Origin of the sequence: Enterococcus diestrammenae (assembly GCF_049384045.1) — a bacterium.
Lineage (GTDB): Bacteria > Bacillota > Bacilli > Lactobacillales > Enterococcaceae > Enterococcus_C > Enterococcus_C diestrammenae.
Map to the genome: position 1 here is coordinate 14933 of NZ_JBMRGR010000027.1, position 16563 is coordinate 31495.

Below are 16563 nucleotides of genomic sequence, written 5' to 3' on the forward strand. Positions count from 1 at the left end.
CCTCGTTACCATGTATGAAAAGTACCACGCAACTAAGTATCTAAGTTTAAGTATCTAAGTTACACCAAATAAGGAGGAATTTTTGTGTTTTACGATCACAAGGAAGTTGAGAAAAAATGGCAAAAGTATTGGAAAGCCAACAATACTTTTGTCACCCATGAAGAAAATGATAAACCTAAATTTTACGCGCTGGATATGTTCCCTTATCCATCTGGGCAAGGCTTGCATGTGGGCCATCCGGAAGGCTATACTGCGACGGATATCTTGTCACGGATGAAACGGGCACAAGGCTACAATGTCTTGCATCCGATGGGCTGGGATGCCTTTGGGTTGCCAGCGGAACAATATGCGCTGGATACCGGTAATGATCCGGCCGAATTTACCGAAAAAAATATTCAAACTTTCAAACGGCAAATTAATTCCTTGGGCTTTAGTTATGACTGGAATCGGGAAATCAATACCACCGATCCGGAATACTACAAATGGACCCAATGGATTTTCACTAAATTGTATGAAAAAGGCCTTGCTTATGAAGCGGAAGTACCGGTGAACTGGGTACCAGAACTAGGGACAGTCATCGCTAATGAAGAAGTCATCGATGGCAAATCTGAACGGGGGGGCTACGATGTCATCCGCAAACCGATGCGCCAATGGATGTTGAAGATCACGGCCTATGCGGATCGTTTGCTGGAAGATTTGGACTTGGTGGATTGGCCAGAAAGCATCAAAGAAATGCAACGCAACTGGATTGGCCGTTCCGTTGGGGCGAATGTGACCTTCAAAGTAGCCAATACGGCAGAAGAATTCACTGTTTTCACTACTCGACCTGATACACTATTCGGTGCGACTTATGCGGTGCTTGCGCCAGAGTTGGACTTGGTGCAAACCATCACCACCCCTGAGCAAAAAGCCGCTGTCGATGCTTACATCGATGAAGCAGAGAAAAAATCTGACCTGAACCGGACCGACTTGGCGAAAGAAAAAACCGGCGTCTTTACCGGAGCCTATGCGATCAATCCAGTGAATGGCAAAGAAATTCCGATTTGGATTGCGGATTATGTCCTAGCTAGCTACGGTACTGGGGCTATCATGGCCGTACCCGCTCATGATGAACGGGATTTTGAGTTTGCTAAAACGTTTGGTTTGGATATTATCCCAGTGCTTGCAGGTGGGGATGTGACGGAAGCGGCTTATACAGAAGACGGTGTCCACATCAATTCCGGCTTTTTGGATGGCTTGAACAAAGAAGAAGCCATCGCCAAGATGAATGCTTGGTTAGAAGAAAATGGTGTAGGGAAAGAGGAAGTTAGCTATCGTTTGCGGGATTGGCTGTTTTCTCGTCAGCGCTACTGGGGTGAACCAATTCCTGTGATTCATTGGGAAGATGGCACGACTACGACAGTCCCTGAAGCAGAATTGCCATTGCGTCTGCCAGTTACCAAAGATATCAAACCAAGTGGTACCGGGGAATCCCCATTGGCCAATATTGCCGATTGGGTCAATGTCGTCGATCCAGTCACTGGCAAGAAAGGTCGTCGGGAAACCAATACGATGCCACAATGGGCGGGGAGCTCTTGGTATTACCTGCGCTTTATTGACCCCCACAATAAAAACGAACTGGCAAACTATGAAAAACTCGAACGTTGGCTGCCAGTGGACATCTATATCGGTGGGGCAGAACATGCAGTGCTGCATTTGCTGTATGTGCGTTTCTGGCACAAATTCTTGTATGATCTGGGTGTGGTACCAACCAAAGAACCTTTCCAAAAATTGTACAACCAAGGCATGATTCTAGGTGGCAACAATGAAAAAATGTCTAAGTCTCGGGGCAATGTTGTCAATCCTGATGACGTGGTGGAACAATACGGTGCAGATACCCTCCGCTTGTATGAAATGTTTATGGGACCATTGGATGCTTCCATCGCTTGGAGCGAAAATGGCCTAGAAGGTTCTCGCAAATTCTTGGATCGGGTATGGCGTTTGATCGTGGACGAAGATGGCAAAATGCGGGATCGCATCACCAACTTCAACGACGGCAAACTGACCAAAGTTTACAATCAAACGGTCAAAAAAGTAACGGAAGACTACGAACACATGCACTTCAATACAGCGATTAGCCAGCTGATGGTCTTCACCAACGAAGCTTATAAAGTCGATGCTTTGCCATATATCTTCGTGGAAGGCTTCGTCCAACTCTTGGCGCCGATCGTGCCTCACGTGGCAGAAGAGCTTTGGAGTATCCTCGGAAACGAAGGCGGCATCAGTTATGTGTCATGGCCAGTCTATGATGAAGCTGCCTTGGTAGAAGCTGAAGTGGAAGTCGTTTTCCAAGTCAATGGCAAGGTCAAAGCCAAAGCCAGCATCCCGGCAGATGCTACCAAAGAAGAAATGGAAACCTTGGCGAAAAATCATGACCATGTAGCCGAACTGATCGCCGGCAAGACGATTCGCAAAGTGATCGTTGTTCCAGGAAAATTGGTGAATATCGTTGCCAATTGATTGACGCTTGGCTGAAATCTGAAAAAGCCGTAGTCCCCTTAACTGGGGGCTACGGCTTTTTGCGGTTTTCAGAGTATCTACAAGAGCACTTGGTTTTATCGGAGACAAGTAAAAAATTCAAGCTTCAAAAAAGTTGATGGACGAAAAGTCAAAGTGGGGATAGCCATGGTAGGCAAGGGTCGCTAGCTTTTGTACCGCCATTTTTTGACTAAAAAAATACTGACTACTAGAAGTACAAGGCCGGCAGTGAGAAACGTCAACAGTTGGGTCAGACGACGGTGGTTGTTAGCGGTGGTGAGGCTTTTCTGCATGGTGGGCTCATAAGCAATCCGGTGCCCTCGCACTAAGAGGCGATGGCTGTTAATCATATAAGGCGTGCAAGTCATCAGAGTGATCAAGGTGGCATCTTCGTCAATTTGGAGACTATCCGTTTCAGTGGGGAGGATGACTTTGATTTGGTCCACTTGATACGCGTGGGTTTGCTGATGGGTTTCGAAGTAAAACAAATCTCCCAGCTCTAGTTGTGGCAAATCGGTAAATAACTTGGCTTCCGGCAGTCCTCGATGGGCGGAGATCACACTGTGGGTCGCTACTTCACCGGTAGGAAAGGATGTGCCAGCTAAAAGAGTAGCGCCTTTTTGTAAAAAGAGTTCCGTGGTCTGATCGAAAATAGGTAGTTTGACTTTGATTTTTGGGATTTGGATGACGCCAATCGTATGTTCTTGGTAATAGTCAGAGGAAGTGGCGGTTTTTTTAGAAGTTCTTGCCCCGCTGAAGGGATCGCTTCCAGGATTGAGACCTTCTCGGGCCAGCTGCTGGTTTGCGGTCTTTTGTTGATCGGCAATTTTTTGCCGTTCCTGTTGATCTAGTTGATTGGCTTGTCGCTGATAATAACTAATCAACTGCTGATCCAGTAATTGATTGATTTTATCGCTGACGAAGGGATAAAAGGCGATGGCCACACCAGCGATTAGCAGCAAAGACATTAAGATATCCAACCATCGTCTTTTTTTCACTTGCTTCGGCTTAGTAGCCATGGCGATCCCCTCATTTCTCTTGCGCTATCGGTCAGAGATTTCACGGTCAGAATAGCATAGTTTTGTTGGCTTTCCTAACAAGGTGTTTGAGAGAGTCACTGGCTAAGTGAAAAGCTACACATAGAGCAGGTTTTTTATCTTAAATACGGATAGAGTATCGTTTTTTAATTTTATTTGAATAACGTATTTTCGGGTGAAGGGAACAGGGGCTTACTTTGTCTGGCGGGTAACAATCAGAAAAAAGAAAAGCGGAAAAGCCACCTGATAGCGGATTTGATCAGCCTAGTGAGCTGTATTATTTTGTTTTTTATCTGATGATTCTGATAATTTTAATCTTGATTTCTTTATCGGAAGAAAAAGGTAGGTTAGCCTAATTTTTAGGAGGATTAATGTGTCAAAAATCACAGACAAATTTATAGATTTTGAACTATTTTATGTTATATAATTACGGCGAATAGAAGATTTTAGCTTATTGTAATAATGTAAAAAAAACTGTTTTTTTGAGGGGAAAGGATCAAGAACGTCCGGAATAATAAAAAATAAAAAACGAATATTCTTTTCACTACTTGCTGCTAAGGTTTTTTATTTGGTTGGTTAGTTGGCTTTGAGCAACTGTTTGTAGGAATCGGTATCAGGTGTCTGGAGAAAGGAAGGGTGAACATGGGCAAACAAAAACGACTCTTTGCGGTGTTCTTAATGTTGGCGTTGGTGGTACCATACGTGCTCCAGTTGGCGGCGTTTTTCCCCTTGAAAGCGGAAGCCGTGACTGAAACAGCCGTTCAATTAGTGAACAATCAACGGTTAGCGGTGGCGGTCACTCAGGAAAACACGACGGACAGGCAAAATCATTGGCGAGTAACCTATGACAAAAAGCAGATTGAGGCAGCTGATAGCTCCCGTTTAAAAGTGAAGTTGGGCGCAGGGGGTGTCGTCACTGCTGCAAATGGTTGGCAGCAAATCGATGATTGGTGGGTGGAACCTGATTTTAGCCCTCAAAGTCAGGGTCAGTTAGAGATGACGACAGACGGACAAACCCCTCTTGAAATTACGTTGCAACTGGCTACTAAGACGTGGTCGTTGGGGCGGTCTACCAAAACGAGTCAAGACCAAATTGATGGCGAGAAACGGTCAGAGAACTCAGAAATTCTGACTGACAACAGCTTGACCCCAGCAGAAAGTGGTCCTCATCGCATCGAACCCCGGCAACAAGCTACAACAACAGCAGCCACTAGTACTTCCAATAGTGAAGAAGGCTTGGAGACCTCAGCAACAGCAACCTCACCACATGCTAGTGAAGAAGTAACAGCTACAACTGTCTCTCCAGCAAAAACCACGACAACCTCTGAGGCCGCAACAGCAACGACTTTGCCTGTAGCTACTGATGAAGAGACGGCCACCTCGATAGAACCAGTTGCACCGACGACAGAAAGCGAAGTGAGCACTGTCCCTACGACTGAGTCAACCAATGAATCAACCACGGAATCCTCCAGCCCAGTGACCGCGCCTACGATTAGTGGGCCCCGGGCGGTGAATAATTTTCCTACAGCAGTGCCACAAAATTTAGCGGCCTTAGCTGGCGACTTCAGCTATGAAGACGATGGCACGGGAATTTACCCAACAAATTATACGGAGGAGTATCTGTCTGGAAACCAGTCGGGTGGTGTTCACCAACATATTCGCAATTACCATTATGGCAAATCTGACGCTTCTGGGGTCCAGCTTTTCAATGTTACCGAAACCGGTAGTTTGAACTTTGTCAATGGGTATCATGAATATGGTACACCGGTAGCTGGACAGACGACTTTTGGTCGAATCAATCTTAAGAAGACGGTCGCCCCAATTCCTGGCAGTCCGGATCAATTCAAAGTGCAGTTGGATACGATTGGGGATGCGATTAAGCCAATCAAACAAGTGGATGTGGTGATTGTCATCGATAAATCCGGTTCCATGGCCGGTGCCAATTGGGACAGTTTGAAAAGTGCCGTCAGCCAGTTTGCCACGGATATGTTTACCCCGGGACGAGACGTGCGGATTGGCATAGCCGGGTTTTCCGGGTATCAGGGTTCTGATGATAGCTGGCGTACCAAAGCCGAAATTGCTTCCTTTGCAGCTATTCCTAGCTTTAGTGGCAATAATCTGCCGGCTAGCTTGACGGGGTTTGTAGGAACAAGTAATGGTGGGGTCAATGCTTTGATGAACCATGCGATCTTCAATGAAGCCCCCACAGGCGGAACCCCGACGTTTCTTGGCGTGGATGCTGGCTTGAAACTTTTGACGACGCCAAGCTATGGAGCGCGGGCCGGTGTGGCAAAAGTCTTGGTGACGATTACCGATGGCGTGCCGACTTATTATCCGACAGCGACGTATGCTGACAGTAAGACCCTCGATCAATCCTTAGCCCTGACGACGAAAAGTCGGACGAACAGCGACCGGATTTTGCGACTGACCACCGCCAGCCAGCTTTACGAAGGGAACGGCAATAGTGATTACTCCAGTCAGACGCTCCCTTTTATCACACAACGTCAAAATGAGTTTAGTACGCCATTTTGGTACGGTGTAGGGTTTCATACAGGGACAGCTGCCAATGTGGTCGTGGATGCCTTGGGAAGAGCTGGTTCCTATCGTGCCAATGATATCAGTTCATTAGTCAACGCCCTTAACACTTCTGTCGCTGAACTAGTGAATACGATTTCGGTCGGCACGATCATTGATCCTATGAGTGAGTATGTCACCTTTAATCCCGGAAGCTTGCAGACCTACAGCTTTTCAGTGAAAAACAATGCACTATCACCACCGGTATTGGTTTCGACGACGACTGGGGCTCAATACGCTCGCAATGTAGCGATTGCCACCAACGGGAGTGGTCTGACTGCAACGAATGTCAGCTTAGGCATCGATGGCAATGGTCGCCAAGGCTTGCGCATCACGTATCGGGTCACGCTAAAAGCTGCCTACCAAAATGGTAAGTTTTATCCGACCAATGGTGGAACGACCTTGGACAGTAGTAGTACCGGCAAACTAAACTACGCGGTGCCTTCTGTGCGCCATTTGAAACTGGTAGATTTGACGTTGACCAAAGTGGATAGCGCTGGAGCAAAACTGGCAGGGGCCCAATTTCGCTTAGTGGGAGAACAGACGTATACGGGAACCGTTGCAAATGCTCAAGGCCAGATGCAATTTACCGGGGTCATTCCCGGGGACTACCTGTTGGAAGAAATCAGTCCACTAGGTCCGTTTAAAGCTTTTGAACCACTGGCGGTGACGGTCAATCCAGACGGTAGCGTCCAAGGCTTGACCAATAATCAAGTAGTTAATCGCTTGAAAGCGGTCACGTTAACCTTGAAGAAGACCAATGAAGCTGGTGAAGCCCTCACTGGTGCGGTCTTTCAGTTGAAAAAAGGGGACGAGACCTTCACCTTGACTGAAGGCGCAGATGGCATGCATCAGGTGGCGGAGTTAGCTCCCGGTGTTTATCAACTAGTAGAAAGCAAGGCGCCACCGGGATTTATCCCACGGGGTCAGCTAGGTACCGTGACGATTGGAGCTAACGGGAATATTCAGTGGTTACTTGAGGGCCGTCAGCGAGAGTTGAGCGTGGATACCACCGGTGAGCAGCTTACGGTTAATCTTGGAAATATCGTCAACCAACGAAAACCCATTGATTTGACCTTGGCAAAAGTTGATGGAAGCGGCAAAGCTTTGGTCGGCGCCACCTTCCAATTGCAACGAGAAGGGCTGCCGAGTATCACTTTAACCGAAGCCAACGATGCCTCCGGTCAACACCAAGCCACCGACCTCGCGCCGGGCACTTACCGTTTAGTAGAAACTGAAGCGCCTACTGGTTTTGCACCACTTGGGGAGATTGGTACCCTGGTGATTGCTGCGGATGCTTCGATTACCTTCAAAAAAGGCGAGGTAACTCAAACAATCACGGTGGATACCACCGCCGAGCGGGTAACTGTCCACCTTGGTAAGATCAAAAATCGGCTGTTGCCAGTAGCGTTGACGCTTCATAAAAAGACAGGAACACTTCCTTTGGCTGGTGCGGTCTTCCAGCTACTTCAAGCAGGTGAAGTCCGCTATACCTTTGCGGAAACGGCAGCAGTACCTGGGCGTCACCAACTCAGTGGCGTCCTTCCGGGGAGTTATGTGTTGAAGGAAAGCACGTCACCGACTGGCTACCAAGCTTTAGGTGAACTGGGAACTGTCACGATAGGCGCAGATGGTCAAGTGAAATTTGTCATGGCCGGTCAAGATCAGGAAGTCTCGGTAACAGCAACGGATCATCAATTGCAAGTGGATTTGGGTACGATTACGAACCAGTTGAAGCCTTTTGAGCTTAGTATCCGCAAGCAGGCTACCGCCGACAAGCAAGGCTTACCCGGGGCGACCTTTTCATTATTTTTACCAGGTGAGGATCAAGTACTCGCCACAGCGACTTCTGACGCTGCTGGTTTGGCGCCTTTTATGAGTGGCACGGATCCAAACCAGCCTTATCCGTTGACGCCAGGAACCTACGTCATCAAAGAAACCACCGCTCCTACTGGTTATCAGCGCTTACAAGGGGGCTTTTTATTAACGATTGCCGAAAATGGCACAGCGACCGTTTCCTATGCCGGTAAAGCTGCCGAAGAAGTAACGGTGACCTTGACCACGGGAGAGGACCCTAACCAACTGCAATTTACCGTCACCAATGATCCTGCCAATCCGTTACCGAAAACAGGAGGCTTTGGCAGTTTGAGCTACGTGATCCTTGCCATCCTTTTGATTGGCGCCTCTAGTTGGTATTTTGTCACCCAGCGTCAAGGCAAGGAGGGGGAACAATGAAAATCCTACGAAGCATCATCTTAGTTTTGTTGCTAGTGCCTGTGTTTCTCAGCTTGCCGACAGTGGTTCAGGGTGAGGAACAAAACGAAGTCGTGGAGGTTTACTTACACAAGCGTCTTTTTCGCGACTGGCAGTGGCGAGAGACGCAGCCAGATGCAGTAAATCAATGGCATTACGACAATCAAGGAACCCAAATATCTGATATGCAGCAAACCTTGACCGACGAGTTGTTGTCTGATCCTTCCCTACCATTGAATGGGGCGATCTTCAAAGTGTATGATTTTACGCCAGAATATCAGAAGGCGTTAGCAGCTGGGCAGACGCCGGTTACGTTTGCCCAAGACTTTGCTGATCGCACCTATGCGTTAGAACAAATCCAAGCTTTGCACAAGGTACCTTTAATCAATCCGGAGGCGACGGGGGCTACTGAATTGGCTACCAGTTTTATCACGGCTCGGACTGGGGTACCTGATGAGAGTGGGACCCCACAGCCTCATGATGGCATCATCCACTTGCAACTGGCGCCGACTCAAGCGGGGCTAGCTAGTGCTTATCTGATCCTCGAGACGGGACTAGCCACGACAGTCAGTGTGGATTTGACGCAAAAAGCCTTTCCCTTGATGTTGACCTTCCCCTTAGCTGTTGAAGCGAAAGGCCAGGCGTTACATCTTTATCCGAAAAATGTCAGTTACCTTCGCAGTCCCTATTTTTATAAAGTGGATGCTCAGCTAAAAGCCCAAGCCCCCTTAACTGGTGCCAAGTTTGTCTTGTACCGACAAACTGCTGATAAAAAAGAATACCTGGCTGAAGAAACCACGACGACTGGAGAAAATACTTGGGTTACGAAGATGGCGGCTTCACCTTTGTCAGATGCACGTCTCGCGGTCTTTGCTTCCGACCAGACGGGATTGGTAGATACGGATTCACACTTTTTGCCAGCAGGGACTTATTATTTTGAGGAAGTTCAAGCTCCCACAGGTTATCAGCTGAGTGCTGCTTCCAAAGAAATTCCGGTAGTGATCCCTCCGACTTGGGATACCTTGGTGACGGTGAACGGTCAAACTATGGCAGAACGAATCACCGGAGAGATCCCCCTGCGAGCCCAAGAAAGCAAAACACCACAGGTTACTAATTCGAAAACCGCTCCTCCGATTAAGCCAGATACGACGCCGCTTCCCATCACGCCACTTCCTCCGCCCCCTTCAACGCCGGTCACCTCTCCGACACCCGTCACTGCTACACCTGTTAGCCTGCCAGATACCAAAGGGCAGTCGCCACTACTGCCGCGGACTGGTGCTACCAAGACAGGGTTTTGGCTAATTGGTTTGTCCTTGATCATCACTGCTATTGCGCTTTGGAAGCATCGTTTCCGCAAGGGACAATGAGAGGAGGAAAAAGCGAATGAAAAAAGCAAAAATTAAAGGTCTGCTACTGTTACTACCGTTATTAATTGGGCTCTTGGTTACTGGGGTGAGCCAAGCGTGGGCGACAGGACCGACGAAACAAACCATTCGGATTCACAAGATGCAATACACCACCTTACCGGAAAAAATACCTAATACAGGTGGGGAAATGACTGATTTTCCAGGAACTGGTTTAGCAGGGGTTGGTTTTTCAGTCTATGATGTGACTAGTGCTTATTGGATAGCTTATGCAGCCGCTAGCGGGGATAACGAAGCCAAAACAGCGACCGCGACGGCTAGTTTATTGGCCACCCCCGCCAGCGGTACGCCAGTGGCAACGACGCCTTTAACCGATGGGGATGGGGTAGCTGACCTTGCCTTGCCCCTCACCAGCAGTGGCAAAAATGCTGTCTATCGCTTTGTGGAAACCATTCGACCGGCAGGGGTGGTCGGCAGTCAATCGGAGGATTTCATCCTCGGCTTGCCGGTACATGAGGAAGCTACCCAACAACTGCGAAACCTCGTCCATGTTTATCCCAAAAATGTCATCAAAGAACTGACGCTAGCTTTTATTAAATATGGGGTCAATCCTACCGGTGCTACCACGCCACTAGCAGGTGCTACTTTTTATTTGACAGGACCCACAGGTAAGCTTTACAACACCGAGACAGCAGCCTTTGATTCGACCTTCTCCGATCCACTGCCAGCTGGGGCAATCTTAACCGCGAATGCTGCCGGCTTGGTGAGCTTGCCAGCGTTGCCACTGTTACCGGGAGATTACACTTTTACCGAAATGGATAGCAGCGTAGCCAAAGCCGGGCTGCAAGCAAATGACTCCCTGTTATTCCATTACAAAACCCCTGCTGCTGTGGTGGCTCATGTGACTTCGGAAATGACTGTCACATATAGCTACTATGATTTACAAGGAAATCTGCTAAAGAATCGGCCATCAGCGGTTGCCTACAACTATCAAGTGCCGCCAGTGGAAAAAACGGTAGATGATGATGGGGTGGACCGGGGACAAGTGGTTACTTATACTATCTCCAGTGTGATCCCCCAAGATATCCGCCATTACAGCCTGTATCAGTTTGTGGATAGCTACTCTGATACTTTGGCGTTAGTCGCAGATGAGACGGCCATCAAAGATTCTCTGCGTTATGGTGGTGTTAGCGTTAGCGACATTGCCACTAGTTTTGCAGCCACAGCGGGGAGTTTTAGCCTAACTTTCAGCGAGCCAGAGCAACTAGTACCTTATGCGGGGAAGACCTTGACCTTTGATGTGAAGATGCAAGTCTTAGGGGATACTTTGGGAGAAATCGAAAACCAAGTAACCTTTAAAAATAATTTTACCCACCGCACCGCCCGCAAGACCATCAAAACCTATGGGAAAATCTTCCGCAAAAAAGATGCTTATACCCAAGAAGCGTTGGCGGGGGCTAAGTTTGTCTTGAAAAATGTAGAAGGGCAGTACTTGCAACTCTTCAATGGACCCGACAAGCTAGCTGAAGTCACCGGTTTAGCAAAAGGGTATGATGTGAAATGGACGACCAACAAAGGGGAGGCTAGCCTCTTACTTTCAGATGCTGCTGGGGATTTTGGTGTTTATGGTTTGAGTGGTGCTGGCACTTATCAACTAGAGGAAATCGCTGCACCAGCGGGTTACGTTTTGAGTCAAGGAACAGTACCGGTCACAGCTGACAGCGGCAAAACCCGTCAAACCATCTTCAACAAACCAAAAGGCACTTTGCCAGCAACTGGCGGTGTCGGCATGTTAGGCTTTGGCTTACTAGGGTTGATGATGATTAGCGGTACCCTCTGGTATTTTCGCAAAGAAGGCTCAAAAGTGACGGTGAAGGAAACTCGAAAACGACGGAAATAGCCCGCTAGCCCTTGGCCTAGACCATCTGTCAGTCGCTTTTTTCCCTGGGTTTGAATTTCCCCTTGGCGCCATCTTTTGTTAAACTATTTGTAAGGGGAAAATTCATTTTCTTACTTTGGGGAAAAAAGCATACAGATGGGGGATTTGTAAATGAATGATTTTCAGCAGGCACTAACTGAACTACAAGAAAAGTTTGGCAATAAGGATAATTTGATTGGAATTGCTACGATTGCTTTGGAAACCTCAGAGAGCGGGCAGCCAATGCCGGACACGCGCTTTGTAGATTCCTATTATCAAGATGGGGCCTTTTACACCACGACTTATGCCACCACCAAAAAAATGCAACAACTCGCAGCCAATCCCAATGTGGCGTTGTGTTATGTTGTGGAAAGTTTTACTGCCACCGGTTATGGAGAAAACTTGGGCTGGACGAAAGATCCACAAAATGCTGAAATTGCTGAGCGCTTGCGAGAAGTGTTTGCTGAATGGTACCAAGAGGCAAATAACGATGAGGATCCGAATACTTGTATTTTGAAGATTACTTTGCAACAGGGCTTGTGGAACTTTCCTCACGAAGGTAAGCGGACAGCGATAGATTTTGTCACAAAAACAGTGACCCATCAAGGTTAAAAGATAAAAACACGGCTCGCAATCTGGATTCTGCCAGAGGGCGAGCCGTGTTTATCTATTTTATTTTTTGGTGATTTTTAAGAGGTAGAGGATTAACGCCACTAAGGACAAAAAGAGGCCGCTAATCCGTAGCGCCAAAAGCCAACTGGGTTCAAAGTGGCGATGTTCGAGGACTTGCCAAATAAAAAACAACAACAATCCTGTTAACAAGGCGATATTGACCCGTTCTTTATCCCAATTGATGATTCGCAGCAAGATGAGGATAAAGAGCGTGACGGGTATCCAAAAAATCAAACCGCTGATAAGTTCCATAGAAAAACTCCTTGTAATTGAAGAATTAATTCTTGTTTTGACTATCATTTGCAAGTTAGGCGAGACTCCTGCTGCTAGTATTATAGAGAAACTTCACAAAAAATGGTGGTTATGAGTAAAAATTTATCTTTTTTGCAGATTTTTCAGATTTTGCGTATAGTGAAAAGGTCAAGATTCATTGGAGCAGCTTCACAGCTCATTATCTAAGGAGAAAGAAGGAGAGCACATGACCAAAGTAAAGGAGAGCATGGCCTTAATCAATCAGTTTCGTGATGAACGAAATTGGCGCCAATTTCATAATGAGAAAGATTTGGCAATTTCCATTTCGCTTGAGGCCAACGAATTATTGGAGATTTTTCAGTGGCGCACGGCAGAAGAAGCCAAGGTGGACCAAGAGCATTTGAAAGAGGAAATCGCCGATGTCTTGATTTATGCCTACATGATGGCAGATAATCTCGGCTTTGACATCGACGAAATCATTGCTGAAAAACTGGTAAAAAATGCTATCAAATATCCCGTAGCAACTAGCAAAGGAAAAAAGGGTTAGGGTCAGCGTTATTTCCCTTTAGCGCCCTACAGCGTTGCTAAGCATATAGTTTTCCTTTTCCGCTAGAGGGTAGTATCATTTAATTGATAGTGATTCTCACTAAAAAAGAAAAGGGGTTCTATTTTATGATTACGAAAAAAATCGCAAGTGTCTCTGCTTTGGCCTTGTTAGCTATCACTTTAGGCGCATGTAGCAGTGACAACAATACCGCAGATAGCTCAGCAGCAAGCAGTTCAGCAGCTACTGAACAAACGACAGCCTCAAGTGCACCTGAAGTTCTTTCCACAGCATCTGTAAGCGCAGATCCTAGTGTGATTGAAAAAGCTTTGAGTGCAGACGGTAACTGGATTGTCGGTGTGACGCAAGATATGACTTTTGATAAAGATGTGACTGTCGCTGGCGAATTCCATGACAAAGGGGACGCTTCTGCCGACATCTATCGTAAATTGGCGTTGTACTCTCAAGATAAAGATCGTAATGTAACTGCTGAATACAACATCACCGTACCACAATTGATCGTCGAATCCGAAAACTTAAACATCGTTCACGGGACGGTAACTGGGGATGTTTTGGTAAAAGCAAATGGCTTCGTCCTTGACGGCGCGACAGTGACTGGCAACGTCACTTTCGAAAAACAAGAATACCAAGACTCAGCTAAACTTGAAGAAAATGGTGCCAAAGTAGAAGGCGAAGTAACTGTTAGCGAATAAGCTAACGCCATGACAGCTTTTCTAAAAGAATAATAGGAACGCTTCTTAACTGATCCAAACATGGAGAGGTAAGAAGCGTTTTTTTGTATGCAGAGCGTTCTTATCGCCCCTTTGCCTGGCGCCATTTTAAAGGTGTGGTGCCAACAATTTTTTTAAAAGAGCGAATAAAATAGCTTGGTTCCACAAAACCCAAGGCATCACTAATTTCAGCAATCGGTAAGTCGCTGTTTTGCAGCAATTCTTGGGCCCAGTAGACTTTCAACTTAGCATAGATTTGGCTGAAAGGTTCCCCAAACTCTTCTCGTAACAAGCGACTGAGATAGGTGGGACTGAGATTCACTAAAGCGGCCAACTGCCCTAAGTCCAAGTGGGCGTTTTTATTAGCAAAAACGGCATCAATCGCTGGTTGGAGTTGCTGATTTTTGGCTTGATAGATGCTATTTTCTGACAAGCGCTGAATCAATAAGCTTTGGCGGAGTTCTTCTTGGAGATAGGCCAAATTGGTAGAGTCTTTCGGTGTTGACCAGCTTTCGGAAGTAAGTGGCTGTGCTTGAATACGCAAGGACTGCTTGTAGGCTTGTACTAAATATTCCTTTTTTATAGCTTCACTGACGATATACTCGCATAACTGCTCTAACATGGCGGCTGCATGGTGCATCGCGGTTGCCGGCAGCCGGGGATAAGCGTCGATCAGCTCTTGGTGTTGGGCCTTAAAGGCAGCGACTTCAGGATGGTCCTCCAGCTTTAGTACTTGTTCAAAAGTGGACTGTTCCTCGGTGGCTAAGATTTCCCCTGCCATGATGGCTCCCACATAGCGATCATCTACCAAAATCGGAATTGCCATATCTAAAATATCAAAATGACACCGATAAATAAAAGGCTCCCCAGTTCGAACTGCTTCGAGAGCACCGCGGGCATCACATTTTTCACAGTAAACAGCTAAGGTAGGGTGAGCCCGAGCCAAACGACAAAAAGGTTTAACTTGGCTGTGACGAGTGACTGGTTTGCCACGATAATCCACCAAAATAATCGCTAAGTTGGTGGCAAGGGCTATTTTTTCTTGTAGTTGTGCCCATTTTTCCAGATCCAAAACTTGTTGCAATTCAAAAGATGCTGCCATGGTGACCTCCTCCTTGGTGAGTGAGAGCCAGTTCGAAAAATAAATGAGCAAGCTCTGATGACTTCTAGTATATAACTTCTATGGAAAATAACAAACAAAGACTATTTTGCAAGATAATCCTATCGATTTTCGTCAAAATTGGCTATCCGAGTGTCATGCTTTTTACTGTCCGAGGGTTTAGGATACTAGTAGAAATCGTGACGAGATTCACAAGATTAGGCTTCTTGAGCAATCCTCTAGAAAAGTGCGTATCTTGTCACCGTCGTCAGTTGTTGGTCGAAATAGAGTCTTTGAGGAATAAAAAGGAGCGATTTATAGTGAAAACCAATTTTGATTTTATGATGCCTAGTGTGAATTTCTTTGGGCCAGGAGTGATCGAGAAAATCGGTGACCGAGCAAACATGCTTCATATGAAGAAAGCCTTGATTGTTACCGATCGTTTTTTGCGAAATATGGAAAATGGTCCCGTGAAGCAAACTGAAACAAGCTTACAAGCGGCTGGCGTAGACTACGTTATTTTTGATGGTGTCGAACCCAATCCCAAAATCCGCAACGTCCATGCCGGTGCCGCGATGTACCGAGAAGCTAGCTGTGATTCCATTATCACCGTGGGGGGTGGCTCTGCCCATGATTGTGGGAAAGGAATCGGTATTTTCTTATCCAATGGTGAAGATTTGACCAAATTGGCAGGTATCGAAACTTTGACTGAACCGCTTCCTCCATTGATGGCAGTCAATACCACAGCCGGAACTGCCTCAGAAATTACCCGCCATGCCGTGTTGACCAATGAAGAAACCCACTTGAAATTTGTCGTGGTTTCTTGGCGCAATGTACCACTAGTCTCTTTCAATGATCCTTTGTTAATGCTAGATGTCCCACAAAAATTGACAGCTGCTACCGGGATGGATGCCTTATGCCACTGCGTCGAGTCTTACGTGTCGGAAAACCGCAATCCCATCACTGACGCTCAAGCTGAACAAGGTATCAAACTAATCGGTCAGTATTTACGCCGGGCAGTGGCTAACGGTCATGATTTAGAAGCCCGCACCAACATGTCCTATGCCTCACTTTTAGCCGGCATGGCCTTTAACAATGCGGACCTCGGTTACGTACATGCGATGGCTCACCAACTTGGAGGCCAATATGATGCGCCCCATGGTGTTTGTTGCGCAGTCTTGATGCCCGCAGTGGAACGTTGGAATATGATTGCCTGTCCAGAACGCTTTGCCAACATCGCTGTGATGCTTGGAGAAAACATCGACGGTCTCTCCCAAATGGCCGCAGCCGAAAAAGGGATCGCAGCCTTGGAACGCATCTCTGAAGATGTCGGTATCCCCGCAAACATCAAATCCATCGGTGCGGATCCAAAAGACTTCGAATTGATGGCCGCAAATGCCTTGCAAGATGGCAATGCCTTTTCTAATCCTCGAAAAGGCAACCAGGCCGATATCGTCGCTTTGTTTGAAGCAGCCTATGAAGGGTAAGCTTTAAAAAAATAGAGTCTAAGCAAGTTTCTATCCGCGCCGATATCGTCGCTTTGTTTGAAGCAGCCTATGAAGGGTAAGCTTTAAAAAAATAGAGTCTAAGCAAGTTTCTATC

The 16563-nt window shown here is 46.8% G+C and carries 11 protein-coding genes; 8 read left to right on the forward strand and 3 right to left on the reverse strand.

The window, feature by feature from the left end; all coding sequences use genetic code 11:
- The first annotated feature begins 84 nt into the window (after positions 1 to 84).
- Positions 85 to 2499, forward strand: coding sequence for a leucine--tRNA ligase (leuS, locus tag ACO03U_RS13055; RefSeq protein ID WP_161870512.1), 2415 nt, complete (start codon positions 85 to 87; stop codon positions 2497 to 2499).
- Positions 2500 to 2681: 182 nt separating this feature from the next.
- Here leuS and ACO03U_RS13060 read toward each other — a convergent pair whose 3' ends face one another.
- The gene (locus ACO03U_RS13060; protein WP_161870513.1) at positions 2682 to 3536 is read right to left on the reverse strand and encodes a class C sortase; all 855 of its coding nucleotides are present in this window, start codon (positions 3534 to 3536) and stop codon (positions 2682 to 2684) included.
- Positions 3537 to 4196: 660 nt separating this feature from the next.
- Between ACO03U_RS13060 and ACO03U_RS13065 the strand changes: the two genes are divergently transcribed.
- From ACO03U_RS13065 to ACO03U_RS13080, 4 genes are all read left to right on the forward strand, one after another.
- A complete protein-coding gene (locus ACO03U_RS13065; RefSeq protein WP_204686517.1) occupies positions 4197 to 8363 on the forward strand; it encodes a vWA domain-containing protein in 4167 nt (1388 codons plus the stop codon).
- Positions 8360 to 9748: a pilin N-terminal domain-containing protein gene (locus tag ACO03U_RS13070; protein ID WP_204686515.1), complete on the forward strand. Its 1389-nt coding sequence runs from the start codon at positions 8360 to 8362 to the stop codon at positions 9746 to 9748. The genes ACO03U_RS13065 and ACO03U_RS13070 overlap by 4 nt, the downstream gene beginning before the upstream one ends.
- A 16-nt stretch (positions 9749 to 9764) precedes the next feature.
- Positions 9765 to 11645 (forward strand): pilin N-terminal domain-containing protein, encoded by a 1881-nt coding sequence (locus ACO03U_RS13075; RefSeq protein WP_204686513.1) that lies wholly within the window; start codon positions 9765 to 9767, stop codon positions 11643 to 11645.
- A gap of 150 nt (positions 11646 to 11795) precedes the next feature.
- Positions 11796 to 12275 carry a pyridoxamine 5'-phosphate oxidase family protein gene (locus ACO03U_RS13080; RefSeq protein ID WP_204686512.1) on the forward strand — a complete coding sequence of 160 codons (480 nt, stop codon included), beginning with the start codon at positions 11796 to 11798 and terminating at the stop codon, positions 12273 to 12275.
- A 60-nt stretch (positions 12276 to 12335) separates the two neighbouring features.
- Here ACO03U_RS13080 and ACO03U_RS13085 read toward each other — a convergent pair whose 3' ends face one another.
- Positions 12336 to 12587, reverse strand: a complete 252-nt coding sequence (locus ACO03U_RS13085) for a hypothetical protein (protein WP_204686510.1) — start codon at positions 12585 to 12587, stop codon at positions 12336 to 12338.
- A 226-nt stretch (positions 12588 to 12813) separates the two neighbouring features.
- Here ACO03U_RS13085 and ACO03U_RS13090 point away from each other — a divergent pair, with 226 nt between their 5' ends.
- Together ACO03U_RS13090 and ACO03U_RS13095 are read left to right on the forward strand one after the other, a co-directional pair.
- Entirely contained in the window at positions 12814 to 13134 is a 321-nt protein-coding gene (locus ACO03U_RS13090) for a nucleotide pyrophosphohydrolase (protein ID WP_270790491.1), read from the forward strand.
- 125 nt (positions 13135 to 13259) lie between these two features.
- Positions 13260 to 13844: a polymer-forming cytoskeletal protein gene (locus ACO03U_RS13095; protein ID WP_161870521.1), complete on the forward strand. Its 585-nt coding sequence runs from the start codon at positions 13260 to 13262 to the stop codon at positions 13842 to 13844.
- A gap of 100 nt (positions 13845 to 13944) precedes the next feature.
- On the opposite strand, the gene ACO03U_RS13100 is transcribed toward ACO03U_RS13095, so the two are convergent.
- On the reverse strand, positions 13945 to 14964 hold the full coding sequence (locus tag ACO03U_RS13100; RefSeq protein WP_204686507.1) for a PocR ligand-binding domain-containing protein: 1020 nt from the start codon (positions 14962 to 14964) through the stop codon (positions 13945 to 13947).
- Between the two features lie 317 nt (positions 14965 to 15281).
- Between ACO03U_RS13100 and ACO03U_RS13105 the strand changes: the two genes are divergently transcribed.
- Entirely contained in the window at positions 15282 to 16448 is a 1167-nt protein-coding gene (locus ACO03U_RS13105; protein WP_423104917.1) for an iron-containing alcohol dehydrogenase, read from the forward strand.
- Positions 16449 to 16563: the final 115 nt, after the last annotated feature.

Excerpts from the sequence above, each read along its gene's own strand:
- ACO03U_RS13085 (WP_204686510.1), bottom strand. The coding sequence starts at position 12,587 with ATGGAACTTATCAGCGGTTTGATTTTTTGGATACCCGTCACGCTCTTT.
- ACO03U_RS13095 (WP_161870521.1), top strand. The coding sequence starts at position 13,260 with ATGATTACGAAAAAAATCGCAAGTGTCTCTGCTTTGGCCTTGTTAGCT.
- ACO03U_RS13060 (WP_161870513.1), bottom strand. The coding sequence starts at position 3,536 with ATGGCTACTAAGCCGAAGCAAGTGAAAAAAAGACGATGGTTGGATATC.
- ACO03U_RS13080 (WP_204686512.1), top strand. The coding sequence starts at position 11,796 with ATGAATGATTTTCAGCAGGCACTAACTGAACTACAAGAAAAGTTTGGC.
- ACO03U_RS13100 (WP_204686507.1), bottom strand. The coding sequence starts at position 14,964 with ATGGCAGCATCTTTTGAATTGCAACAAGTTTTGGATCTGGAAAAATGG.
- ACO03U_RS13090 (WP_270790491.1), top strand. The coding sequence starts at position 12,814 with ATGACCAAAGTAAAGGAGAGCATGGCCTTAATCAATCAGTTTCGTGAT.
- ACO03U_RS13075 (WP_204686513.1), top strand. The coding sequence starts at position 9,765 with ATGAAAAAAGCAAAAATTAAAGGTCTGCTACTGTTACTACCGTTATTA.
- ACO03U_RS13065 (WP_204686517.1), top strand. The coding sequence starts at position 4,197 with ATGGGCAAACAAAAACGACTCTTTGCGGTGTTCTTAATGTTGGCGTTG.
- ACO03U_RS13070 (WP_204686515.1), top strand. The coding sequence starts at position 8,360 with ATGAAAATCCTACGAAGCATCATCTTAGTTTTGTTGCTAGTGCCTGTG.